The sequence below is a fragment of the Serratia sp. JKS000199 genome (assembly GCF_900215455.1).
GTDB lineage: Bacteria > Pseudomonadota > Gammaproteobacteria > Enterobacterales > Enterobacteriaceae > Serratia > Serratia ureilytica.
Genome location: NZ_LT907843.1, coordinates 4,528,721 through 4,552,286, shown reverse-complemented (window position 1 = coordinate 4,552,286; position 23,566 = coordinate 4,528,721). Strand labels below are relative to the sequence as shown.

The following is a 23,566-nucleotide window of genomic DNA, read 5'->3' as shown; positions in this document are numbered from 1 at the left end:
CAAATCCGCAGCGCCTTATAAGGACAGCACTGCGCTACATTCAATCGGACAGCCCCAAACGCTCGCCGGCATAAGAACCGTCTTGCACCCGGCGCCACCAGACTTCGTTATTCAGGTACCAAACCACGGTTTTGCGAATGCCGCTTTCGAACGTTTCCTGCGGCCGCCACCCCAACTCACGGTCGATCTTGCCAGCGTCGATGGCGTAACGCATATCGTGGCCCGGACGATCCTTGACGTAAGTGATCAGATCGCGGTAGTGCGCCACGCCCTGCGGTTTGTTCGGCGCCAGTTCTTCCAGCAGGTCACAGATGGTCTGCACCACTTCGATATTCTTGCGCTCGTTATGGCCGCCGATATTGTAAGTTTCGCCCACCACGCCTTCGGTCACCACCTGATAGAGCGCGCGCGCGTGATCCTCGACATACAGCCAGTCGCGCACCTGCGCGCCGTTGCCATATACCGGCAGCGGTTTACCAGCGACGGCATTCAGGATAACCAGCGGGATCAGCTTCTCCGGGAAGTGATAAGGGCCGTAGTTGTTCGAACAGTTGGTGACGAGGGTCGGCAAACCATAGGTGCGCAGCCAGGCGCGCACCAGATGATCGCTCGACGCCTTGGAAGCGGAATACGGGCTGCTCGGCGCATAGGGCGTGGTTTCGGTGAACAGATCGTCAGTGCCATGCAGATCGCCGTACACTTCGTCGGTGGAGATATGATGGAAGCGGAAAGCCTGCTTCTTCTCCGCCGCCAACGGCTGCCAATAGTGGCGCGCCGCTTCCAGCAGGGTGTAAGTGCCGACCACGTTGGTCTCGATAAACGCCGCCGGGCCGTCGATAGAGCGATCGACGTGACTTTCCGCCGCCAGGTGCATCACCACATCCGGCTGATAGCGGGCAAACACCCGATCCAACCCGACGCGATCGCAGATGTCGATCTGCTCGAAGGCATAACGATCGCTGTCGGCCACTACCGCCAGCGACTCCAGGTTACCGGCATAGGTCAGCTTATCCACCACCACTACGCTGTCGCCGGTGGCCTCGATGATATGTCGCACGACCGCAGAACCAATAAATCCGGCGCCACCGGTGACTAAGATACGCTTCAACGCCAAACTCCTTTGGTATCCACCACCCAGCTTTGCTTGATCTCTTCCGGCCGGATGGCCTTGAACTGCTGATGATCGACCAACATCACGATCACATCGGCCTGCTGCAACGCCTCAGCGATCGTTTTCAACGCCACATGACCCACCAACGATGCCGGCAGGTGTTCGACGTTAGGTTCCACGACTAGCGTTTCCCCCGAATGCCAATCAGCAATCAAATGGGCAACTTCCACCGCCGGGCTTTCACGCAGATCGTCGATATTGGGTTTGAACGCCAGGCCGAAGCAGGCGATTTTCACCTCGGACGCGCGCTTGTTAGTCGCGGCCAGGCAATCGGCCACCGCCGCTTTCACCCGGTCGACTACCCACAGCGGTTTACCGTCGTTTACCAGGCGCGCGGTGTGGATCAGACGCGCCTGCTGCGGATTCTGCGCCACGATAAACCACGGGTCGACGGCGATGCAGTGGCCGCCGACGCCCGGGCCAGGCTGCAGAATATTCACTCGCGGATGACGGTTCGCCAAACGAATCAGTTCCCAGACGTTGATCCCCTGCTCGGCGCAAATCAACGACAGCTCGTTGGCGAAGGCAATGTTCACATCACGGAAGCTGTTTTCCGTCAGCTTGCACATCTCGGCGGTTCGCGCATTAGTCAGTACGCATTCACCCTCGAGAAAAATCTTGTATAGCGCACTGGCGCGCGCCGAGCACTTCGGCGTCATACCGCCGATCACACGGTCGTTTTTAATCAGCTCCACCATCACCTGCCCCGGCAACACGCGTTCCGGGCAGTAGGCAATATTCACGTCCGCCGCTTCGCCCGCTTGCTGCGGGAAGCTGAGATCGCTGCGCGTTTCAGCCAACCATTCCGCCACCTGCTCAGTGGCGCCCACCGGCGAAGTGGACTCAAGGATCACCAGATCGCCTTTTTTCAGCACCGGTGCCAGCGACTTCGCCGCTGTCTCGACATAGCTCAGGTCGGGTTCATGATCGCCCTTGAACGGCGTGGGCACCGCGATCAGAAACGCATCGGCCGGCTGCGGTTTGGTCACCGCCCGCAGATAACCGCCCTCAACGGCGTCCTTGACCACTTTATCCAGATCCGGTTCGACGATGTGGATCGCGCCACGGTTAATGGTATCTACCGCATGTTGGTTTACATCAACGCCCACCACTTTTTTCTTGCGTGAGGCAAACGCCGCCGCCGTTGGCAAGCCGATATAACCCAGACCAATGACAGAAATAGTGTCAAAGCTCATAGTGTCACCTGATGATTCTTTAAGGCTTCGAGGATACGCTGGCAGGCATGTCCGTCACCGTATGGGTTATGCGCCCGGCTCATCGCTTGATATTCGCTTTCGTCCGTCAACAACCGAGTTACCGTATCAACGATTTTGGTCACATCGGTCCCAACCAGACGCACCGTTCCCGCATCCACCGCCTCCGGGCGCTCGGTGGTATCGCGCATCACCAGCACCGGCTTGCCTAACGAGGGCGCCTCTTCCTGAATGCCGCCGGAATCGGTCAGGATCAGGTGCGCTTTGGTCATCAGATAAATAAACGGCAGATAATCCTGCGGTTCGATCAACATGATGTTATCGATACCTTTCAGAATACGGTTGACCGGCTCGCTGACATTCGGGTTCAGGTGCACCGGATATACTACCTGCGCCTCCGGGTGGTTGCGGGCTATTTGAGCCAACGCGCTGCAGATCCGCTCAAAACCGCCGCCGAAACTTTCCCGGCGATGGCCGGTGACCAGAATCAGTTTTTTGTCGGCGTCGAGGAACGGGTAACGCTGCGCCAGGCTAGCCTGCAGAGCGGCATCGCTCATCACCCGATCGCGCACCCAAAACAGCGCGTCGATTACCGTATTGCCGGTCACGAAAATCTGATTATCCGGCAGTGTTTCGCGCAGCAGGTTTTGACGTGAATTTTCGGTCGGCGCAAAATGGAATTTCGCCAAATGCCCCGTCAGAGTTCGGTTGGCTTCTTCAGGCCAAGGGGAGTACAGATCGCCAGTACGCAATCCGGCTTCCACATGCCCGACAGGAATTCGCTGATAGAACGCCGCCAGGCTGGTCGCCAGCGTGGTGGTGGTATCGCCGTGCACCAGCACCACATCAGGTTTGAACTCTTCCAACACCCCTTTCAGCCCTTCCAGGATGCGACAGGTGATTTCCGTTAGCCCCTGGCCAGGTTTCATGATGTTCAGGTCGTAATCCGGCGTAATCTCAAACAACCGCAATACTTGATCCAACATCTCACGATGCTGCGCCGTTACACAGACCTTTGCGTCAAAGGCCTCATCCTGAGCCAAAGCATGTACCAGCGGCGCCATTTTAATGGCTTCAGGTCTGGTGCCGAAAACAGTCAACACTTTCACAGAGAATCTCTTTTTGGTCAGTTAAGCGCAGGCGTACCTGCGAACCGAGCGCACTAAGCGCCCATCGGTAAGTTAAATCTATGGTTACTTCGGCTGCCGACGCGCCAAGGCCACACCGGCGCCAACCAACGCGCCCATCGCGCCCCACAAAATCAGCCAGAAGACCCGGCGTGGGCTGTCGCGTTTTACCGGCTCTTCCGGCGTGCGCAAATAGCGATAGGTCTGGAACTTCTCATCCAACGTCGGGCCAACGTTCAGCGTCGCCAGCATTGCGCGGTTCTGATCGTAATCCAGATCGTAGGTCGGGCCGGAGGCCTGCAGGCCTTCCAGACGCGCCTGCAGCATTGGCCGGCCCAGCAAGAACAGATCCGAATCCGGCAACTGTTCGGCCGGAGTGTCGGTTTGCGTACGGCTGATCCCCTGGCTCTCGGCAATTTTCAACGCCTGTTGCGTGGTGTTCAGCTCGCGCTTGTAAACCGACTCCGCGACCGCTTCCTGACGCTTGACCTGTGCCTTCATCGAGGTGGTGCGAGCGGCCCACGCGCCCTGGATCTCTTCGTTCAGGTGCAGGGCTGCGCGGTGGCTGGCGAAGGCCACGTATTGTCGCAGCAGGCGGTTGGCGTCCGCGGCGGTTTCCGCCGTCAGCTTCACGCCGTCGTTCGGGACTTTTTTGTCGTCGCGCGGCGTAAACAGGATGTTATTGATCAGCTCGTCGAGCAATGCCGCATCGGCACGGGCATCCCCTTCCTGACGCTGTTTGTAGTAATCGCTCTGCAGCCAGAAATCGCGACGCGTGTCGTAAGCCGCCAGCTGCATGATGAATTCATTGTACGCTTCATCCGCGATGCTCGGCTGATCGCCGGCCGCCGCCGCCGGCAGCGTGCGCACATCCAGATTGCGCAGGAACTGCTGCTGGGAGTAATAACCGCCCAGCGCATTCACCGTCGGCCTGTCGGTGATCGCGGTGGCGCTCCACTCTTGCTTAACCAGGTAAGAAACGATCAGCGCGACCGCCGCGAACAGCACCGCAATGCCGATAATCCACGGTTTGCCGCGCCACAGGGTGCAGCACAGGCCGCGGATATCGAGTTCGTTATCCACCGCCGGGGTATGCTTGTCAGACGTTGTTTCTGGATTCATCACAGCCAAAAAGCCTCTGGTCTCTGGTTAAGGTACTTGCTTGTTATCGCCCGAACGCCGCAGCCGGCGCTTGATACGCTTAATGTACCGCGCAACCCGCCAGGCGCGCTTGATGCAGTAACCGTACAGGAAGAAGGCAAGCAAGAATAATGCCAACATAACCCACTCAGGGATAAAAGTCAGGCGTTCGCCGATCACGCCCACCGCAGCCAGCAACGCGGCCGCCAGGGTGATCAGCACGAAAGCCTGCCGCGGCGTAAAGCCGGCGCGCATGATCAGGTGGTGAATATGTTGACGATCGGGAGAGAAGGGGCTCATCCCCTTGCGTAAACGACGATACATGATTGCTATCATGTCCATCAGCGGAATAGCGATGATCCACAGCGCGGTCACCGGGTTGATCGAGTGCGCCTTTCCCTGTGAACTTTGCAGCAGCAGCCAAATGGCGGTAAAGCCGATCAGGGTGCTGCCAGCATCCCCCATAAATACCTTATAACGGCGGCCAAGGATGCCGAGATTGAGCAAAATATAGGGAACGATAGTGGCGATCATCGCAAAGCACCAGAACGCCAGCTCATGATGGCCGCTCAGGTACAGCAACAGGCCCAGCGCCCCGAAGGAGACGCACGACAAACCGCCCAGCAGACCATCGATGCCGTCGACCATATTGAAAGCGTTGATCGCCGCCCATACCGCGAACAGCGTCACCAGATAGCCGAACGGCCCCAGCAGCATCTCCCAATCACCCAGCACATGGCCGAAGCTGCGCAGATACAGACCGGCGAACACCATCATGGCGATGCCGACCAGCGCCTGCACCAGGGCGCGAATTTTAACGCTGATATCGAAACGATCGTCGAGCGCCCCCACAAACACCAGAATACCGGCGCAGGTGAGATAAAGCTTGGCGTGTGCGATGGGTTGTTCAGAGATCCAAAACGCGAAGCACAACCCGGCATAAACGGAAATACCGCCGACCAGAGGAATCAGCCCCTGATGGCGTTTGCGATAATTGGGTTTATCTACCAGACCAATACGTTTTGCCGCCTTGCGGGCAACAAAGAGAAAAGCCAAAGAAAACAGGAAAACAAATAGAATTTCAGTACTCATAGTGAGTAAGTTCACAGTTAACAGATCTCTGTAGAAGATAAGGCAGCTTACCACGGGCTAAGGCTTGTGCCATCGGCCCCCGCTACCTTTCGGTCATTTCCTATGACAACGGTGATTCATGCCTATTTTCTTCGCATCGACTGACAAAATGACAGCAGCAAAGCCGACCGGCGCGAAACCGACCGACAAACAAGATGAATTCTCAATAAGTCGAGGAAACAACTTACTTTTCCATTACTGCTACTTATCGTATCCGCCAAAAGCGAAAAACGCCACGACTAGGCGTGGCGTTCAGCGAATTTTTTAACGAATTATGAGCGTTTCATCATATCGAAGAATTCATCGTTGGTTTTAGTCATCGCCAACTTATTAATGAGGAACTCCATCGCGTCGATTTCCCCCATCGGATGAATGATTTTGCGCAGGATCCACATTTTTTGCAGCTCTTCAGAGGTGGTGAGCAGCTCTTCTTTACGGGTACCGGAGCGGTTGTAATCGATAGCCGGGAATACGCGTTTCTCGGCGATTTTACGCGCCAGATGCAATTCCATGTTGCCGGTACCTTTAAATTCTTCGTAGATCACTTCGTCCATCTTCGAACCGGTATCAACCAGCGCGGTCGCGATGATGGTCAGGCTGCCGCCCTCTTCCACGTTACGCGCCGCACCGAAGAAGCGCTTCGGACGATGCAGGGCGTTGGCGTCCACACCACCGGTCAGCACCTTGCCCGAGGCCGGCACCACGGTGTTGTAGGCGCGCGCCAGACGGGTGATGGAGTCGAGCAGAATGATCACGTCTTTCTTGTGCTCAACCAGGCGCTTGGCCTTCTCGATCACCATTTCGGCCACTTGCACGTGACGCGAAGCCGGCTCGTCGAAGGTCGATGCGATCACTTCGCCTTTCACCAGGCGCTGCATCTCGGTCACTTCTTCCGGACGTTCGTCGATCAGCAGCACCATCAGCACGCAGTCTGGGTGATTGTAGGCGATGCTCTGCGCGATGTTCTGCAGCAGCATGGTTTTACCGGCTTTCGGCGGTGCCACGATCAGGCCACGCTGGCCGCGGCCAATTGGCGCCGCCAGATCCAGTACGCGCGCCGTCAAGTCTTCGGTCGAACCGTTGCCGCGCTCCATCCGCAGACGGGAATTGGCGTGCAGCGGCGTCAAGTTCTCGAACAGGATCTTGCTGCGGGCGTTTTCCGGCTTGTCGTAGTTGACTTCGTTGACTTTCAGCAGGGCAAAATAGCGCTCGCCTTCTTTTGGCGGACGAATCTTACCGGAAATGGTGTCACCTGTGCGGAGGTTGAAGCGGCGGATTTGGCTAGGGGATACGTAGATGTCGTCGGGACCGGCGAGGTAGGAACTGTCTCCAGAGCGGAGGAAACCGAATCCATCCTGCAATATCTCGAGCACGCCGTCGCCGAAGATATCTTCTCCGCTTTTCGCATGTTGCTTCAGAATGGAGAAGATGATGTCCTGCTTGCGCATGCGGGCAAGGTTTTCCAGCCCCATATTTTCGCCGAGAGTAATCAGCTCAGAAACCGGCGTATTCTTTAATTCGGTAAGATTCATAGTGGTGGGTTCTTAAACTCGGGGTATGTCTCGAACTTGTATCGTGAATGGTATGGCAGCGAGATGCGTGCCTGTTTACTGGACGTTCGATCACCGGGCGCAGAGCCGTCGCGGTAAGAAATGGCTTACATCGGGCGCACGCATTGACGGTTGAAGATCGAAGGTACCTTAAAAATGATTTTTGCAAAACCGTTTGATTGCCAAAACACGGGTTGAGTTCAGTTTACTTTCAACGCCGGTGGTTCGACACAGAGTATAGCTTTAGATTCAAACTCTTTAGATTTAAAACTTCGGGCAAGTTCTATATGCAGTGTGGTTAAACTTAACACGCTTCTTGGCAGGCGTCTAGCGGTGAATTGAACATCACCGCCAGGCGCCTGATACTGGGCTTCCCGCCCGATTACAGATTCGCGTTCAGGAAATCTTTGAGCTGACCTTTGGACAACGCGCCAACCTTGGTCGCGGCCACTTCACCGTTCTTGAACAGCAACAGCGTAGGGATGCCACGGATACCGTACTTAGGCGCGGTAGCCGGGTTCTGATCGATATTCAGCTTGGTGATGGTCAGTTTGCCTTCGAACTCTTCGGCAATCTCATCCAGAATCGGAGCAATCATCTTGCACGGCCCACACCATTCAGCCCAGAAATCGACCAGGATCGGCCCTTCCGCTTTCAGCACGTCAGCTTCGAAGCTGCTGTCAGTCAGGTGAATAATTTTATCGCTCATGTTCTACTCCACAGGATTATGTCTACCTTGTTGGTGTAGCATTAACCAACTCAAGGTGATTTTATTGCACCGCGTTTATTTCAACGGATGTGCTTTCGTAAAGCAATAGTTAGCTGATATTCTACCACACTATGAGCAAAACACACTTGACCGAACAGAAGTTTTCCGACTTCGCCCTGCACCCGTTAGTCCTTGAAGCCCTTGAGAAAAAAGGGTTTCACAATTGCACGCCCATCCAGGCGTTAGCATTGCCGCTCACGCTCTCCGGGCGTGACGTTGCAGGTCAGGCGCAAACCGGTACCGGAAAGACGCTGGCGTTTTTGGCGTCTACTTTTCACTATTTGCTGACCCACCCGGCGAAACAGGATCGCCAGACCAATCAGCCGCGCGCCTTGATCATGGCGCCTACGCGTGAACTGGCGGTGCAAATCCACTCCGATGCGGAAGCCCTCTCCCAGAGCACCGGCCTGAAGCTGGGCCTGGCCTACGGCGGCGACGGCTACGACAAACAGCTGAAAGTGCTGGAAAGCGGCGTGGACATTCTGATTGGCACCACCGGCCGTTTAATCGATTACACCAAGCAGAACTATGTCGATCTCGGCGCGATGCAGGTCGTCGTGCTGGATGAGGCCGATCGCATGTACGATCTCGGCTTTATCAAAGACATCCGCTGGCTGTTCCGCCGCATGCCTGCGGCCGATCAACGCCTGAACATGCTGTTCTCCGCCACGCTGTCCTATCGCGTACGCGAACTGGCCTTCGAGCAGATGAACAACGCCGAATATGTTGAAGTGGAACCGGAACAGAAAACCGGCCACCGCATTAAAGAAGAGCTGTTCTACCCGTCCAACGAAGAAAAAATGCGTCTGCTGCAGACGCTGATCGAAGAAGAGTGGCCGGATCGCGCCATCATCTTCGCCAACACCAAGCACCGCTGCGAAGACATCTGGGGCCACCTGGCCGCCGACGGTCACCGCGTCGGCCTGCTGACCGGCGACGTGGCGCAGAAAAAACGCCTGCGCATCCTCGACGACTTCACCAAGGGCAATCTGGATATCCTGGTCGCCACCGACGTCGCCGCGCGCGGTCTGCACATTCCCGCCGTCACGCACGTCTTCAACTACGATCTGCCTGACGACTGCGAAGACTACGTGCACCGCATCGGTCGTACCGGCCGAGCAGGCGCCAGCGGCCACTCCATCAGCCTGGCGTGTGAAGAGTACGCGCTCAACCTGCCGGCGATCGAGACCTATATCGATCACAGCATTCCGGTGAGCAAGTACAACAGCGATGCGCTGCTGACCGATCTGCCGGCACCGAAGCGCCTGTCGCGTCCGCGCGGCGGCAACGGCCCACGTCGCAACTCCGCGCCACGTCGCGGCGGCGCGCCGCGCAGCAACCGTAAACGCTCGAGCTGATCGCCATGCTCAGCTCCAGCACGCTTTATGCTGCCATCGATCTCGGCTCCAACAGCTTCCATATGTTGGTGGTGCGCGAGGTGGCCGGCAGCATTCAGACTCTGGCGCGGATAAAGCGCAAGGTGCGCCTGGCGGCCGGGCTGGATCAGCACAATCACCTGTCGCATGAGGCCATGCAACGCGGCTGGCAGTGCCTGCGGCTGTTCTCCGAACGCCTGCAGGACATCCCGCGCGAGCAGATCCGCGTCGTCGCCACCGCCACCTTGCGCCTGGCGTCCAACGCCGATGAGTTCCTGCAGGTCGCCGAGCAAATCCTCGGCTGCCCGGTGCAGGTCATCAGCGGCGAAGAAGAAGCGCGGCTGATTTATCATGGCGTCGCGCACACCACCGGCGGGCCGGATCGGCGGCTGGTCGTCGATATCGGCGGCGGCAGCACCGAACTGGTCACCGGCACCGGCGCACAGGCATCGCAGCTGTACAGCCTGTCGATGGGCTGTGTCACCTGGCTGGAGCGCTACTTCAGCGATCGCAACCTCGGGAAAGAAAACTTCGAGCGCGCCGAACAGGCCGCGCGCGAAATGGTGCGGCCGATCGCGCCGCAGCTGCGCCAGCACGGTTGGCAAATCTGCGTCGGCGCTTCCGGCACCGTACAAGCGCTGCAGGAAATCATGGTGGCGCAAGGCATGGATGAACGCATCACCCTGCCCAAGCTGCGCCAATTGAAACAGCGGGCCATTCAGTGCGGCAAGCTGGAAGAGCTGGAGATCGAAGGGTTGACGCTGGAACGCGCGCTGGTCTTCCCGAGCGGCCTGTCCATTCTGCTGGCCATCTTCCAGGAGCTGGGCATCGAAAGCATGATGCTGGCCGGCGGGGCGCTGCGTGAAGGCCTGGTTTACGGCATGCTGCATCTGCCGGTGGAGCAGGATATTCGCATCCGCACCATCCGCAACCTGCAGCGTCGCTACCTGATCGACACCGAGCAGGCCGAGCGCGTCAGCCAGCTCGCCGCCAACTTCTCGCAGCAGGTCGCCAACGAGTGGCAGTTGGATGCGCGATGTCGCGAGCTGTTGCACAGCGCCAGCCTGATCCACGAACTCGGCCTCAGCGTCGATTTCAAGCAGGCGCCGCAACACGCCGCCTACCTGATCCGACACCTGGACTTACCCGGCTTTACCCCCGCGCAGAAAAAACTGCTGGCCACCCTGCTGCAAAACCAGAGCAACACCCTCGACCTGTCGCTGTTGAACCAGCAAAACGCCCTGCCGCCGCGCACCGCGCAGCGTCTGTGCCGCATTTTGCGCCTGGCGATCATCTTCGCCAGCCGACGCCGCGACGACACGCTGCCGGCGGTGCGTTTACGCGCCAATCAGGACGATGAACTGACGGTGATCTTGCCGCCGGGTTGGCTGGAGCAGCATCCGCTGCGCGCCGAGGCGCTGGAGCAGGAAAGCCACTGGCAGAGCTACGTCCACTGGACGCTGCGGTTGGAAGAACAACGTTGAAATAGCAAGGGCGCGATGAGCGCCCTTTCTTTTTAATTCCCGCCTTTGGCCTTGGCCAGCTGGGCGCGGATATTGGCCAGATGGCTCTGCCCCTTCTGCATCCGCTCCTGCGGGCTCACCACTTTGCGCTCGGTTTCCCACGCCAAATCGTCCTGCGGCAGCTCCAGCAGGAATCGGCTCGGCTCCGGCCGCACCAACTCACCGTACTGACGGCGTTCGCGGCACAGGGTGAAGATCAGCTCTTTTTGCGCGCGGGTGATCCCCACATAGGCCAGACGCCGCTCTTCATCGACATTGTCTTCGTCGATGCTGCTCTGGTGCGGCAGCAGCCCCTCTTCCATGCCCACCAGGAACACGTAGGGGAACTCCAACCCTTTGGAAGCGTGCAGCGTCATCAGCTGCACCTGATCCAGCTCCTCTTCGCTTTCACCGCGCTCCATCATGTCGCGCAGGGTGAAACGCGTCACGACCTGGGTCAGCGTCATCGGCTCGTCCAAATCGTTGCCTTCCAGCATCTCCGTCATCCAACCGAACAGCGTATTGACGTTCTTCATCCGCATTTCGGCGGCCTTCGGGCTGGTCGAGGTTTCAAACAGCCAGCTTTCATAATCCACGCCGCGGATCAGATCGCGCACCGCCGCCACCGGCTCACGCTCCGCCTGTTGGGCGATGCCGCCCAGCCAGTGGGTGAAGCGCTGGAGCGATTCCAGCCCGCGCCCGGTCAAGTGCTGGCTCAGCCCCAGATCGAAACTGGCGTGGAATAAACTCTTGTTGCGCTGGTTGGCCCATTCGCCGAGCTTCTGCAGCGTCGCCGGACCGATCTCGCGCTTGGGGGTATTGACGATGCGCAGGAAGGCGCTGTCGTCGTCCGGGTTGGTCAGCACGCGCAGGTAGGCCAGCAGATCCTTGATCTCGGGGCGAGAGAAGAACGACGTGCCGCCGGAAATCTTGTACGGGATGCGGTTCTGCATCAGCATCTTTTCAAACACCCGCGACTGGTGGTTGCCACGGTAGAGAATCGCATAGTCGCCGTAGTTGGTTTTTTTCACGAAGTGGTGGGCGATCAGTTCCCCCACCACGCGCTCGGCTTCGTGATCCTCGTTGTTGGCGGTCACCACCTTCAGCTCCTCGCCATACCCCAGCTCAGAAAACAGCCGCTTTTCAAACACGTGCGGGTTATTGGCGATCAGAATGTTGGCCGCCTTCAAAATGCGCTCGCTGGAACGGTAGTTTTGCTCCAGCTTGATCACCTGCAGCGCCGGGAAATCTTCCTTCAGCAGCACCAGATTCTGCGGCCGCGCGCCGCGCCAGGAGTAAATCGACTGGTCGTCGTCGCCCACCACGGTAAAGCGCGCGCGATGGCCCACCAACAGCTTCACCAGCTCGTATTGGCTGGTGTTGGTATCCTGATACTCATCCACCAGCAGATAGCGGATGCGCTGCTGCCAGCGTTCACGCACCTCTTCGTTGCGTTGCAGCAGCAGCGTCGGCAGCAGGATCAAGTCATCGAAGTCCAGTACGTTGCACGCCCGCATATGGGCGTGGTAAAGGCCGTAGCAGTGGGCGAACAGCTTGTCGCGCTCCGAGCGCGCCAGCTCCGCCGCCCGCTGGGGATCGATCAGGTCGTTTTTCCAGTTGGAGATGGTCGAAATCAGCTGCGCCACCAGCGTCTTATCGCTTTCCAGCCACTTTTCGGTCAGCTCTTTCAACAGCGCCAGCTGATCCTGGTCGTCGAACAGCGAGAAGTTGGACTTCATGCCCAGCGCCACATATTCCCGCTTGATGATTTCCAGCCCCAGAGTGTGGAAGGTGGAAATCATCAGCCCGCGCGCCTCTTTGCGTCCCAGGGTTTGCGACACGCGCTCTTTCATCTCGCGCGCGGCTTTGTTGGTAAAAGTCACGGCGGCGATGTGCCGCGCCTGATAGCCGCAGTGGTGGATCAGGTGGGCTATCTTATTAGTGATAACGCGCGTCTTGCCGGAGCCGGCACCGGCCAACACCAGGCAGGGCCCGGTAACGAATTCGACGGCTTGTTGTTGGCTGGGGTTTAATCGCATGGCGCTGACTTGCTCGACTGTAAAACGTGGAAGGGAATTGTAGCAGAAAGCGCCGATGAGATTTAGCGGGTATAATCAGCGCAATTTTCGCATCGACAAAGGCAATACCATGGCAAAAACGGCGTGCGCCCTGCACATTCTGGTAGACAATGAAAAGCTGGCCAACGAGCTGCTGGCCAAGCTTAAGCGTGGCGTCAGCTTCGACACGCTGGCGCGCAAATACTCGAGCTGCCCGTCAAAACGCAACGGCGGCTCGCTGGGCGAATTCAACAAAGGCGCAATGGTGCCTGCGTTCGATAAAGCGGTGTTCAGCATCCCGCTGCTCAAACCTTACGGCCCGGTCAAAACCCAGTTCGGTTACCATATCATCAAGGTGCTGTACCGCAACTGAGGGGGCCTGAGCCCCCTGCCACGAATTACTGCGCGCCAGCGGCGTCCGTCGCCGGCGAAGCGACTGCGGTGTCCGCCGGTTTGGCTTCTTCCGTCACCACCGCCGGCGGCGGCATCATGATGCCGTTATAGGTATCCTGCAGCTGCTTCATGCTCATTTCCGGCTCGCCCTTCGGCTGCATCAGCACCAACGTCGCGTCCTGAGACAACTGCAGCTTCAGCGCCTGATTCAACGTCTCCAGCGTCAGGCTGGACAGGAATTCCTGGCGCAACTTCTGGTACAGCTCCGGCGCGATATCCACCACCCCGCTCTGCTGCGACCGCAGACGCTGGCTCATCAGCACGTCGGTGTCGGTACGGGCGTAGGTCGCGAACAGCTTGCTCAGCTGATCGTTTTTCTGCGCCAGCAGCGCATCGAATTCCTCTTTCGACAGGCCGTTGTCCCGCACGTTGGCCAGTTCGCGGGCAATGAAGCCCAGGCTGCCGTTCAGGTTGTTATTCGGCGTATCCAGGTGGATGGCGCACTGCCCGCGCTGGTACTGCACGCGGCAGTCAAAGCCCAAATGCAGGTTTTTCTGGTCGCTTTTTTCCAGCGTCTGCTGGAGGTGCCAGAACAACGCCTCGCGGGCGAGATCGCCACGCCAGTAGCGCAGCAGGCTTTGCGAATCGCGAATCGGGTGCCACGGCGAATCCCACATGATCGACAGCGTATCCTGCTTCACCTGCTCGCTGATCAGGCTCACCGGCTGCTGCGGCAGCGGCGTCAGGGTCGGCATCGGAGCCGGGGTTTCACGTTTGCCCTGCAGCGGCGAGAAAGCCTTGTTGATCTGCTCGCCCAGGCTGCGGCTGTCAACCTTGCCGACCACGAACAGCGTCATGGCGTCCGGTGTGTACCACTGCTGATAGAATTTCTTCAACTGCTCAAGGTTGACCGGCCGTTTCGCCGGCTGCGCCGGATCGTGCGCCAGCAGCGTCGAGCCTTTCAGGCGGTAACGCCACCAGGCGTCTTTGGTATTGGGTGGGAAAGTGCCGACCGGATTGATGCTGGAATTCATCACCGCGTGCACCGTGTGCTCGTCGATCGCCAGTTTGCCGGTCGTGTCCGCCAGCCAGGCCAGCGCTTCTTTCAGCAGATCGGGCCGGTTGTTCGGCAAGCTGAGGTTATACATGGTGAAATCGTACGAGATGATAGCCGGCGGCAGCGGCCGCTCGTTATCTACGCTCTGCTGCCACAGCGCCCGCAGCTGCGGCGCCGTGAAGCTTTCGCTGCGCGTCAACGCCAGCCGCGGCAGCAGGTGGGCAAAGCCGGTCTGCTGCGAAGACTCCACCAAAGAGCCGGTATTGACGATCAGCCGCAGTTCCACGCGGTCGCTCGGCCGCTGCGGCGTATCGAGAATCTGCCATGAAAACCCGTTGGCCAGCGCCCCCTGCTGCCAGGCAGGATCGGGTTGTAGTGCTTCAGCCTGCACGCTGCCACTGGCTGCCGCCAGTAGCAGCCCACCAACTATAAGATGAATTCTGGTGCCCTGCATGTGAACCCCTACTTAATGACTATCCAATTTCTTATGCAAATGCGTGTATTCCATTCAATGGAATCATAAAAATACGCCCTGAGTTTCACGGTGGGGCGGAAAGCAGAAAGTGTACCATCGTGTTAGACCGCGCGCCTTTGCGGATGTCACTCATTAGAGTGAAAAATAATAGATTGCGGGGTTTTTAATGCAAAAAATCGTTACGAGGCAGGGGAAGAAGCTCACCGGCCGCGGATGCGGCCGGTGATTTACCGCCAAAATCAGGCGGAAGGCAGCGTTTTGTCCGCGCCGGTGTTTTTGTTGTTCAGAGTGTCTTTCAGCTGCTTCTCATCCAGCTGATTACACCATTTGGCCACGACCACGGTCGCCACGCCATTGCCCACCAGATTGGTCAGCGCGCGGGCTTCCGACATAAAGCGGTCGATGCCGAGGATCAGCGCCAGGCCGGCCAGCGGCAGGTGGCCTACGGCGGAGATGGTGGCGGCCAACACGATAAAGCCGCTGCCGGTCACGCCCGCCGCCCCTTTGGAGGAGAGCAGCAACACCACCAGCAGGGTAATCTGATGCATGATATCCATGTGGGTGTTGGTCGCCTGCGCGATAAACACCGCGGCCATGGTCAGGTAGATAGAGGTGCCGTCCAGGTTGAAGGAGTATCCGGTCGGGATCACCAGGCCCACCACCGATTTCTTGCAGCCCAACTTCTCCATTTTATCCAGCATGCGCGGCAGCGCGGATTCAGACGACGAGGTCCCCAGCACGATCAGCAGCTCTTCTTTGATGTAGTTGACGAATTTGAAGATGCTGAAGCCGTTGGCGCGGGCGATGCTGCCCAACACCACCACCACGAACAGAATGCAGGTGATATAGAAACACACGATCAGCTGGCCGAGTTGCACCAGCGTGCCGACACCGTATTTACCGATGGTAAACGCCATGGCGCCGAAGGCCCCCAGCGGCGCCAGGCGCATGATCATGTTGATGATGCCGAAAATCACCCGCGAGAAGCTGTCGATCACGTTGTAGATCAGCTGCCCTTTGTCGCCCAGACGATGCAGGGCGAAGCCGAACAGCACCGCGAACAGCAGCACCTGAAGAATGTTGCCGCTGGCGAACGCGCCGATCACGCTGCCGGGGATGATGTCCAGCAGGAACGGAATGATGCCCTGCTGCTGCGCTTGCTCGGCGTAGATCGCCACCGCTTTGGCGTCCAGCGTACCGGGATCGACGTTCATGCCGGCGCCCGGTTGCACCAGGTTGACGATCACCAGGCCGATAATCAGCGCGAGGGTGCTGACGATTTCAAAATACAGCAGCGCGATGGCGCCGGTGCGCCCCACCGCCTTCATGCTTTCCATGCCGGCGATGCCGGTCACCACGGTGCAGAAAATCACCGGGGCGATAATCATCTTGATCAGTTTGACGAAGCCATCGCCCAAGGGTTTCATCTGGGCGCCGAGGTCAGGGTAGAAGTGGCCAAGCAGGATACCCAGCGTGATCGCCGTCAGCACCTGAAAATAGAGGCTCTTAAAAATTGTTGTTTTCATATGAACATCCTATGGGGGGAAGACACGCACCAGGCGGCAGTCTAAAAATCCAGCCTGTTCATTGCTTGCGCGGAAAATAACACCCACTTAACAACATGGAAATAATTTGTTGCACCCACCCCTCAGGGTTGATGTGAATTTAAGAGCTGAAACGCGTCAGTCCGGGTGCAAAGCTGAAAATTGCGTAAGCCTTTGTTTGCACTAACGCAAAAGAGGTATGAGTGGAATAGCGATTTTCGGACGGGGAAAAGTACCGGAAAGGTAACGCGGCGCTCACGGCGCCGCGCGGCAAAACTCGGTTTCGAACGCTTCACGCGGCAGCGGCCGAGCGAACAGGAACCCTTGCCCGCTGCGAATGCCGTGCTTCAGCAGCCAGTCGCGCTGCTCGGCGTTTTCCACGCCTTCGGCCATCACCGGCAACGCCAGCACTTCAGAGATTGAACTGACGATGCGCACCATCGCATCGTCGGCCGGCAGCCCCTGAATGAAACTGCGGTCGATTTTAATCAAATCGATCGGCAGGGATTTCAACCGGTTCAGGTACTCCAGGCTGGAGTAGCCCATGCCGAAGTCGTCCAACGCGATCGACAGCCCCAGATCGTGCAGCTCGCGCAGCAGCGCCAGCGCGCGGTCGAGATCGTCGATGCGTACCGTCTCGGTGATCTCCAGCAGCAGCTTGCGCGGATCGATTCGATACTGCGCCAGCAGATTTTTCAGATGCGGAACAAACGCCTCGTCCTGCATCTGAATGCCGGAAACGTTGACCGCCAGCGGCAGCGCAATGCCGCGCTGCTGCCAGTCCGCCAGGATACGGCAGGACTCTTCCAGCACCCAGTTGCCGAGCGGCACAATCACGCCCAGCTCTTCCGCGAGCGGAATGACGTCGGCCGGCAGGGTATAGCTGCCGTCGTACTGCTGCCAGCGCAGCAACGCTTCTGCGCCAATCACCTCGTTGGACTGCATGTCGATCTGTGGCTGCAGGAACAGCGTGAAATGCCGCTGCTCAATGCCGTGCAGGATCTCGCTCTCCTGCGTCAATCGCTTCTGCGTGCGCTCCGTCAGGCTGGGTTCGAAGAACAGGATCTGATTTTTCCCTTCGCGATGCGCGGACATCATCGCCGAGGTGGCGCTACGCAGCAGCTGTTCCGCACTCTCCCCCTGATTGAGGTAGTGGGCGATGCCGATGCTGGCGTTGGGCCGCAGCGCCAGTCCTTCCAGCGTCAACGGCGCGTTGATCTCCGCCATGATGCGCCGCGCCAGCTGCATAGCGTGGAACGGCCGCTCGATGCCCTTGGCCAGGATGGCGAATTCGGTATTGCTCAGCTGTGCCAGCACGCCGTTTTCGTCGATGCAGCCGCGCAGCTTCTTCGCCAGCGCCAACAGCAATGCCTCGCGCATCGCCGGGCTCATCACGCCCGACGCTTCATGCAGCGTCTCGATGCCGATCACCAGCAGGTTAAAACGCTCGGGGCGCAGGCTGGAGGCGATATGCTGTTCCAGCAACGCGTTCAGCAAGGCCGGGTTCGGCAGTTCGGTCACCGGGTGGCGGGTGCTCAGGCGGCTCATGTCGGCATGCGCCTTGGCCAGCGTCTGTTGATTGCGGTTGTAATTGCGCACCAGCAGGCCGAGCTCATCATCCTGGTGCAGCGCCGGCAGCATCAGTTGATGATAGGGCGCTTCGTCCTGCGAGATGTTCTCCAGCTCTTTGGCCATCGCGCGCAGCGGATGCACCATCAGCCGGTTCATGCACCAGGTGATGGACACCGACAGGATCAGCGCCAGCAGCAGGTAGGTCGACAGCATGGTCGACAATATGCTGAGGATAAACTGATACATGCGGAACGAATCGGCCTGCAGCACCAGGTAGGCCAGCGGCTGCTGGTTGGCCGGCACCCGTTCCAGCGAATAGAGCGGCACGGATATTTGGATAGGCAGTTCAAACAGCCGGGCGATCAGCGTCGGCACCGGCCGCTCCGGCGGGAAATTGGCGTGCAGCGCCTGAAACTCGTTCGGCAAGACGATATCCGCCCGGCTGAGAATGCCGACCGGCAACAGCGTGTTCAGCACCCTTTTGGCTTCCGGCACGTCCATGCGCAGCACCGCCTCCGCCAGCGGCTGGCGCACGGAGTGGGCGATATTCTCCAGTTGCTGGGCGTAGTCATCCCTGCGCTGCTGCACAAAGTGGAATAACTGGATCACGATAAAGATGCAGATCGTAACCAGCGCCACGCCGGACACTGTCGCCATCTGCTTAATCGTTAACGAACGCCTGACCCGCAAACCTGCTCTCCGTGAAATCGGGCTGAAACAAAAAAGGGGGCTGACTCTCACCCGCCCCCTCGAACCGGGCTGAGTATACTCGATCATCGGCTGTTTTTATCTGGCTATGCCGCAGGCAAAACCAAGAAAATCGCGGGTTTCAGTCTTTTCCTAAAGCGAACAAACGCGACCCGCACACAGGGTAACAAAACTCCCCGGCGTCCGACACTCCGAATCTTTCCCCCTTCCGGCTACTTGAAGTCGGCGTAAGGCGTCAGCGGCTGCGGCGGCAAATCGAGATCCCCTTGCCAGCCGGCCAGGGAATAACGCAGATAAATCAACGCGTGGCTCGGCGTATAGTCCTTCGCCTGTTGAATGTCGATGCCGGCGCCGAGCGTCCAGTGCGAACTGAGACGGCGTTCGACGATCGCCCGCAGGGTATAACCGACGCCGCTCGAGGCGCTGCCGTCCTCGACGGCGAACTTATCGGGCAACGAATCCGGGATCAGTCCCTGCAGCGGATAGCGGCGCTGGCTGTCGGTTTTGGAATGGGACAGCGAAACCGAACCGCCCAGCTCCCACGACCAGTTCTCGGTGCGCTGACGGTAGTTGACCGGCAGCGACAGCGACAGATATTGCTGCGGGCTGTAATAGCCGCCCTGCCCCAGCGAATAGCCGCTCAAATCCTTCTGGTAGTGCCACAGCATGGTATTGAGCCCAACGCTCAGGCGGCGATTGTCTTCGTTGATCAGCTTGTAGTAGTAACCGGCCATCAACCGCTGCCGCTGGTTGTCCGCCACGTTCTTGCCGGTGAGCTGGTGCGCGCTGAGATCGGCCCACACGCCGTTCGCCTCGCCGCGATCGTAGCTGGCGCTCAGACTGACGCCGGTGGCGCGCACGCCGCCCCAGGTAGTGCCGGTATTCGGATCCTTGGCGCCGCCAAACGCCAGCAGCGAGCTGGAGATCGGCCGCCGCGAGGCCGCCAGCGTCCAGCCGATGTGGTTCCAGTCGCCGCTGTAGGCCAGGCCGCCGGTCCAGTCGACCACCTCAAAGCCCATCGGCGTCGTGCCGATGTCGGCGGCCCAGCGATCGTTTTTCCAGCCGGCCGCCACGCTGGTGCCGGTGGTTTTCTGGTGTTCATCGCCGCGGCACCCTTGCGTGTTGCAGGTGCCGAAGGTTTCGTAGTACTTGCCGCTGCCGTCGGTCGAGAAGCGGCCGGCATCCAGCTGCACGGTGTCGGTACGCAAAAAGGCGCGCCCGTCATACAGCGGCATGTCCACCTGCAGCATGGTGTCGTGCGCGTTGAAGTCGGAAATGCCGCCGGTGCCGCTCGAGCGCCAGTAATCGTGATCGAGCGTGACGTTCACGTCTTGCTGTCGATACAGATCCGCGGCGTCGGAGCGGATGCCGCGTTTCAGCCAGTCGTCGCTCGGATTATTGCGCGTCAAATAGGTGTAGCCGTCATTATCCTGCGGCAGCGTCGGCGTGATGCCGCCGGCCACCATCGCCTGGCGGTAATCCTGCTGCGCCCGCTCAGGCTGTTGCTGAGCCCGTTCCAGCCGGGCGGCGTCACGATAAACAAGCGCCTTGGTCTGCCCGGCGGGCTCCGAAGCCGCCGCCGTTTTCAGCCGGCTGAAGAGCGCGTCGGCCTGCTGCGGATCGCCGACCGCGCCCCAGGCGTTGGCGACCCGCCGTTGGCTGTTGAGCGAAGCGTCTTGCGGCTGCGGTTCGGTTTTCAGCCGCTGACGCGCCGCGTCCAGATCCCCCTGCGCCACATAGGCTTCGATCTCGCCCAGCTGCGCATCCGGGTTGTTCGGTTCACGCCGTTTCACCCGCTGATAGTCGTCCAGCGCCGCCGCATACTCCCCGCGCGCCAGCGCCCAGTCGGCGAGCAGCAAATCGATGCGGGTGTCCGCCGGCTGCCGACGCAGATAGGCTTCCGCCGCCGCTTCGTCACCGGCGGCCCGCAGCCGTTCGGCATGCTCGATTACCGCCTGCATTTTCAGCCGCTGCGCCAGTTCGCGCATGTTGTCGTTCCATTGCGCCGCAGGCAGCGTATTGAGCTGCGCCAGCGCCTGCCTGTCGCGATCGCTGCCGGAAAGATAGAGCGCATAGGCGTAGGTCAGCTGCGGATTGGCGTGCTGGCGCTGCGTCAGCTGCCGGAATAAGGCGTCCGCCTGTTGCGGCTGCCCGGCCTGACGCAGCGCCTGGGCATAGCGATAGGTCAGCCAGACATCGTCGGGCGCCATCGGCTGGGCGCGCCGATAGATTTCCGCCGCCTGCTGCCACTGTTGCTGCTGCGCCAGCGTCTCCGCCTGCTGTTTCAACCTGTCGAGCCGCAGCCCATCGAGAGTGCTGCGCAGCTTGGCCTGCTGGCTGCGCGGCAGGCCGTCAAGGTAGGCCAGCGCTTTTTCCGGCGACTGGCGTTGATAGATATTCACCAGGCCGCGCAGCGCGCTGCCGTTGCCGGGATCGCGCCGCAACGCCTGCTGATAAAACCCTTCCGCCGCGGCGTCATCCTTGCTCGCCACCGCCACATCGCCCAGGCCGATAAACGCGTCGCCGTTGCTGTCGTCGAGCTGGCGCGCCTGTTGATATTTCTGCCGAGCCAGCGCGAGATTGCCGGCCTTGAGCGCTTTGTCGCCCTCGTCGATCGCCAGCCAGTAGCCGGTGCTCTTGATCAGACTCTGCCATTTGCCGCTGCCGTAGCCGCTCTTGTCGGCGGCCAGCGCCTGGCGAAACAGCTTCAGCGCCTGCGGGCGGTTGCCGGCGCGCGAGTAGGCCTGGCCGAGCGCGCCCAGCACCTCGGCGTCGTTCGGCGCCGCCGCCAGCGCCTTTTGCAACTCTGGAATGGCTGCCCGGCTACCGCCTTTATCCACCTGCGCCAGACCGCGCACCCTCGCCTGATAAGCCGGATCGGCCAACAGTTTCTGCTGTCTGGCCAGCTCTTCACGGGCGCGGGTCGCCTGATCGCCGGTGTCGAACACGCCGAGGAAACGGTTGAGCGCCGCTACGCTCTGCGCGCTGACCGGCATCGCTTTGACCTTGTCCAGCCACAGATCGGCGGCGTCGCCGCGCCCGGCCGGATCGGCGGCGATCTTCTGCAGCAGTTCATAGGCCTGCGCGTCCTGATTCTGGCTGAACAGCATGCGCGCCAGCGACATGCGCAGCGCCGCGTTGCCGGAATATTGCTGATCCAGCGCCTGCAGCTGCTTTAACGCCTTCGCCTCCTGTCCCGGCAAGCGCGCCACCAGCCGCCAGTATTCCACCGCCAGATCGAGCGTCGGCGGCTCGCCGTGGAACAACGCATCGTACTGCGCCTTGGCCTCCGGCAACCGGCCGGCGGTCGCCATCAGGCGCGCCTGCTGCAGCTTTTGCCGGGTTTCCGGCTGGGTCAGCAGCATGTTCATTTGCGCCTGGCGATAAGCGCTGGACTGCGGCGCGAGCGTTTTCAGCTTGTCCAACTGCTGCTGCGCCAGCGCCATGTTGCCCTGCCGCAGCGCCAAACGCATGCGCGCGGCGATCACGTCCGGGTTGTTCGGATCCATCAGTTCGAGCCGGTACAGCGATTGGCGCACCAGATCGTCCTTGTTGCCGGCCTCGCCAATGCGCACCTGCTCCAGCAGCCACTGCTCCGGCGCCACGGCCTCCGCAGCGCGCGCCTGCGGCAGCATCGCCAGACTCAGCGGAATCAAATTCAGCCAGTTTATTTTGAAGTTGTGCATTGGCCGTCCCACGAGGGTTGCAATTCACCCTGACGATTAAAGCGATAACGTTGTTGATCCCACCCCTGGCCGAACAGCGTCAGCGAGGCGCTGAAATAGGCGTCGTCACCCGGCGGGTGTTCGCCGATCCGTTGCCGCTGGGCCGCCAGCGCGTCGGCCTGCGCCGCCAACATCGGCAACATCGCGGCGGAAAAGCCGACCGGGCCGTCGCCGGTGGTTTTGCCGCTGGCGGTATCGGTTTTCTCCGGCGGCACGCCCTGGCTGGCGGTGAGCTGCGCCATCGGCTGGAAGCGTTTGAGCAGCGCCGCCTTGTGTTCATCGTCGTCCGCCAGCATGCCGGCCCACAGATAGACCCGAATGGCGTCGTAGCTGCCGACGTTCGGCTTGACGGTGTCCGGCTGCCAGCCGGCACCGACCCGCCATACCACCCAGTCCGGCGAGAAGCCGTGCGGCGCGGTCTCCAACCACAGCCGCTGATTGATCTCGCGCATCGCGCGCCACGGGCCGTTCAGCGCCGCAAAACGCGTCAACAGCTGCGGCGGCAGGTAGCTGGGGTTCAGCCGCCAGCGATCTTCCGCCACGAACCCGACTTTGCCTGGCAGCAGCATCAGCCCCAGGCCGGGGATGTCGGCCACTTCCTCGCGGCCGATGCGCTGCAACAGCAGCGTCCCCAGGGTTTGATAACGCCGGCTTTTCCACAGGCGGCCGGCTTCGAGCAGGTTATAAGCGATCCACAGATCGGCGTCCGACGCCGAGTTGGCGTCCAGCACCTTCCACTGCTTGTCGTCGCCCTCGCCCCACAGCCAGGCGGGTAAACGGGCGCTGAGATCGCCCGCCGCCAGGTTGTTCTCCGTCCAGGTCAACAGCTGGTCGAAGGTCGGCCGGTCATTGGCCACCAGGGCGAAGAACAGGCCGTAACTCTGCCCCTCCGACGTGGTGATTTTGTTCGGGCTGCTCGGATCGATCACCCGCCCCTGCGGGCTGATGTAGAACTGCTTGTACTGTTGCCAGCCCGGCCATTCGCAGGCCGCCGCCGCGCTGAAAGCGCACAGCAGCAGCATGCCGAGCGACAGGCGTTGCAGCATCGCGTTCAC

The 23,566-nt window shown here is 60.0% G+C and carries 16 protein-coding genes; 3 read left to right on the top strand and 13 right to left on the bottom strand.

From position 1 onward, the window contains the following. Nucleotides 1-40: 40 nt before the first annotated feature. From rffG to trxA, 7 genes are all read right to left on the bottom strand, one after another. Nucleotides 41-1,108, bottom strand: a complete 1,068-nt coding sequence (gene rffG, locus CPH57_RS21505; protein WP_033645040.1) for a dTDP-glucose 4,6-dehydratase — start codon at nucleotides 1,106-1,108, stop codon at nucleotides 41-43. Then, the gene (gene wecC, locus CPH57_RS21500) at nucleotides 1,105-2,367 is read right to left on the bottom strand and encodes a UDP-N-acetyl-D-mannosamine dehydrogenase (protein ID WP_033645041.1); all 1,263 of its coding nucleotides are present in this window, start codon (nucleotides 2,365-2,367) and stop codon (nucleotides 1,105-1,107) included. The genes rffG and wecC overlap by 4 nt, the downstream gene beginning before the upstream one ends. Then, the gene (wecB, locus tag CPH57_RS21495; RefSeq protein ID WP_033645042.1) at nucleotides 2,364-3,494 is read right to left on the bottom strand and encodes a non-hydrolyzing UDP-N-acetylglucosamine 2-epimerase; all 1,131 of its coding nucleotides are present in this window, start codon (nucleotides 3,492-3,494) and stop codon (nucleotides 2,364-2,366) included. The genes wecC and wecB overlap by 4 nt, the downstream gene beginning before the upstream one ends. Before the next feature lie 84 nt (nucleotides 3,495-3,578). After that, nucleotides 3,579-4,634, bottom strand: a complete 1,056-nt coding sequence (wzzE, locus tag CPH57_RS21490; RefSeq protein ID WP_033645043.1) for an ECA polysaccharide chain length modulation protein — start codon at nucleotides 4,632-4,634, stop codon at nucleotides 3,579-3,581. A 27-nt stretch (nucleotides 4,635-4,661) separates the two neighbouring features. Beyond that, nucleotides 4,662-5,759 carry a UDP-N-acetylglucosamine--undecaprenyl-phosphate N-acetylglucosaminephosphotransferase gene (gene wecA, locus CPH57_RS21485; protein WP_025160399.1) on the bottom strand — a complete coding sequence of 366 codons (1,098 nt, stop codon included), beginning with the start codon at nucleotides 5,757-5,759 and terminating at the stop codon, nucleotides 4,662-4,664. A 296-nt stretch (nucleotides 5,760-6,055) separates the two neighbouring features. Continuing rightward, nucleotides 6,056-7,315, bottom strand: a complete 1,260-nt coding sequence (rho, locus tag CPH57_RS21480; protein ID WP_004934188.1) for a transcription termination factor Rho — start codon at nucleotides 7,313-7,315, stop codon at nucleotides 6,056-6,058. A 400-nt stretch (nucleotides 7,316-7,715) separates the two neighbouring features. Continuing rightward, entirely contained in the window at nucleotides 7,716-8,042 is a 327-nt protein-coding gene (gene trxA / locus CPH57_RS21475) for a thioredoxin TrxA (RefSeq protein WP_004934187.1), read from the bottom strand. Between the two features lie 131 nt (nucleotides 8,043-8,173). Between trxA and rhlB the strand changes: the two genes are divergently transcribed. Together rhlB and ppx are read left to right on the top strand one after the other, a co-directional pair. Next, a complete protein-coding gene (gene rhlB / locus CPH57_RS21470) occupies nucleotides 8,174-9,460 on the top strand; it encodes an ATP-dependent RNA helicase RhlB (protein ID WP_033645045.1) in 1,287 nt (428 codons plus the stop codon). Between the two features lie 5 nt (nucleotides 9,461-9,465). Continuing rightward, entirely contained in the window at nucleotides 9,466-10,962 is a 1,497-nt protein-coding gene (gene ppx / locus CPH57_RS21465) for an exopolyphosphatase (protein ID WP_047573155.1), read from the top strand. Nucleotides 10,963-10,994: 32 nt separating this feature from the next. On the opposite strand, the gene rep is transcribed toward ppx, so the two are convergent. After that, a complete protein-coding gene (gene rep / locus CPH57_RS21460; RefSeq protein ID WP_033645047.1) occupies nucleotides 10,995-13,019 on the bottom strand; it encodes a DNA helicase Rep in 2,025 nt (674 codons plus the stop codon). Between the two features lie 109 nt (nucleotides 13,020-13,128). Between rep and ppiC the strand changes: the two genes are divergently transcribed. Next, nucleotides 13,129-13,410 carry a peptidylprolyl isomerase PpiC gene (ppiC, locus tag CPH57_RS21455; RefSeq protein ID WP_004934175.1) on the top strand — a complete coding sequence of 94 codons (282 nt, stop codon included), beginning with the start codon at nucleotides 13,129-13,131 and terminating at the stop codon, nucleotides 13,408-13,410. Nucleotides 13,411-13,435: 25 nt separating this feature from the next. Here the strand turns inward: ppiC and CPH57_RS21450 are convergent, their stop codons facing one another. The 5 genes from CPH57_RS21450 to bcsZ form a co-directional block, all read right to left on the bottom strand. Further along, nucleotides 13,436-14,941 carry a pitrilysin family protein gene (locus tag CPH57_RS21450; protein ID WP_033645048.1) on the bottom strand — a complete coding sequence of 502 codons (1,506 nt, stop codon included), beginning with the start codon at nucleotides 14,939-14,941 and terminating at the stop codon, nucleotides 13,436-13,438. Between the two features lie 260 nt (nucleotides 14,942-15,201). After that, nucleotides 15,202-16,488: a dicarboxylate/amino acid:cation symporter gene (locus CPH57_RS21445; protein WP_033645049.1), complete on the bottom strand. Its 1,287-nt coding sequence runs from the start codon at nucleotides 16,486-16,488 to the stop codon at nucleotides 15,202-15,204. 273 nt (nucleotides 16,489-16,761) lie between these two features. Further along, entirely contained in the window at nucleotides 16,762-18,768 is a 2,007-nt protein-coding gene (hmsP, locus tag CPH57_RS21440; RefSeq protein WP_046688042.1) for a biofilm formation regulator HmsP, read from the bottom strand. Between the two features lie 230 nt (nucleotides 18,769-18,998). Beyond that, nucleotides 18,999-22,472, bottom strand: coding sequence for a cellulose synthase complex outer membrane protein BcsC (gene bcsC / locus CPH57_RS21435; RefSeq protein ID WP_096242708.1), 3,474 nt, complete (start codon nucleotides 22,470-22,472; stop codon nucleotides 18,999-19,001). Beyond that, the gene (gene bcsZ / locus CPH57_RS21430; RefSeq protein WP_080273430.1) at nucleotides 22,454-23,566 is read right to left on the bottom strand and encodes a cellulose synthase complex periplasmic endoglucanase BcsZ; all 1,113 of its coding nucleotides are present in this window, start codon (nucleotides 23,564-23,566) and stop codon (nucleotides 22,454-22,456) included. The genes bcsC and bcsZ overlap by 19 nt, the downstream gene beginning before the upstream one ends.

What these genes read in the sequence shown, in the direction of transcription:
- bcsC (WP_096242708.1), bottom strand. Translation starts at nt 22,472, where the DNA reads ATGCACAACTTCAAAATAAACTGGCTGAATTTGATTCCGCTGAGTCTG.
- rep (WP_033645047.1), bottom strand. Translation starts at nt 13,019, where the DNA reads ATGCGATTAAACCCCAGCCAACAACAAGCCGTCGAATTCGTTACCGGG.
- ppx (WP_047573155.1), top strand. Translation starts at nt 9,466, where the DNA reads ATGCTCAGCTCCAGCACGCTTTATGCTGCCATCGATCTCGGCTCCAAC.
- wzzE (WP_033645043.1), bottom strand. Translation starts at nt 4,634, where the DNA reads ATGAATCCAGAAACAACGTCTGACAAGCATACCCCGGCGGTGGATAAC.
- CPH57_RS21445 (WP_033645049.1), bottom strand. Translation starts at nt 16,488, where the DNA reads ATGAAAACAACAATTTTTAAGAGCCTCTATTTTCAGGTGCTGACGGCG.
- wecC (WP_033645041.1), bottom strand. Translation starts at nt 2,367, where the DNA reads ATGAGCTTTGACACTATTTCTGTCATTGGTCTGGGTTATATCGGCTTG.
- rho (WP_004934188.1), bottom strand. Translation starts at nt 7,315, where the DNA reads ATGAATCTTACCGAATTAAAGAATACGCCGGTTTCTGAGCTGATTACT.
- trxA (WP_004934187.1), bottom strand. Translation starts at nt 8,042, where the DNA reads ATGAGCGATAAAATTATTCACCTGACTGACAGCAGCTTCGAAGCTGAC.
- ppiC (WP_004934175.1), top strand. Translation starts at nt 13,129, where the DNA reads ATGGCAAAAACGGCGTGCGCCCTGCACATTCTGGTAGACAATGAAAAG.
- rhlB (WP_033645045.1), top strand. Translation starts at nt 8,174, where the DNA reads ATGAGCAAAACACACTTGACCGAACAGAAGTTTTCCGACTTCGCCCTG.
- CPH57_RS21450 (WP_033645048.1), bottom strand. Translation starts at nt 14,941, where the DNA reads ATGCAGGGCACCAGAATTCATCTTATAGTTGGTGGGCTGCTACTGGCG.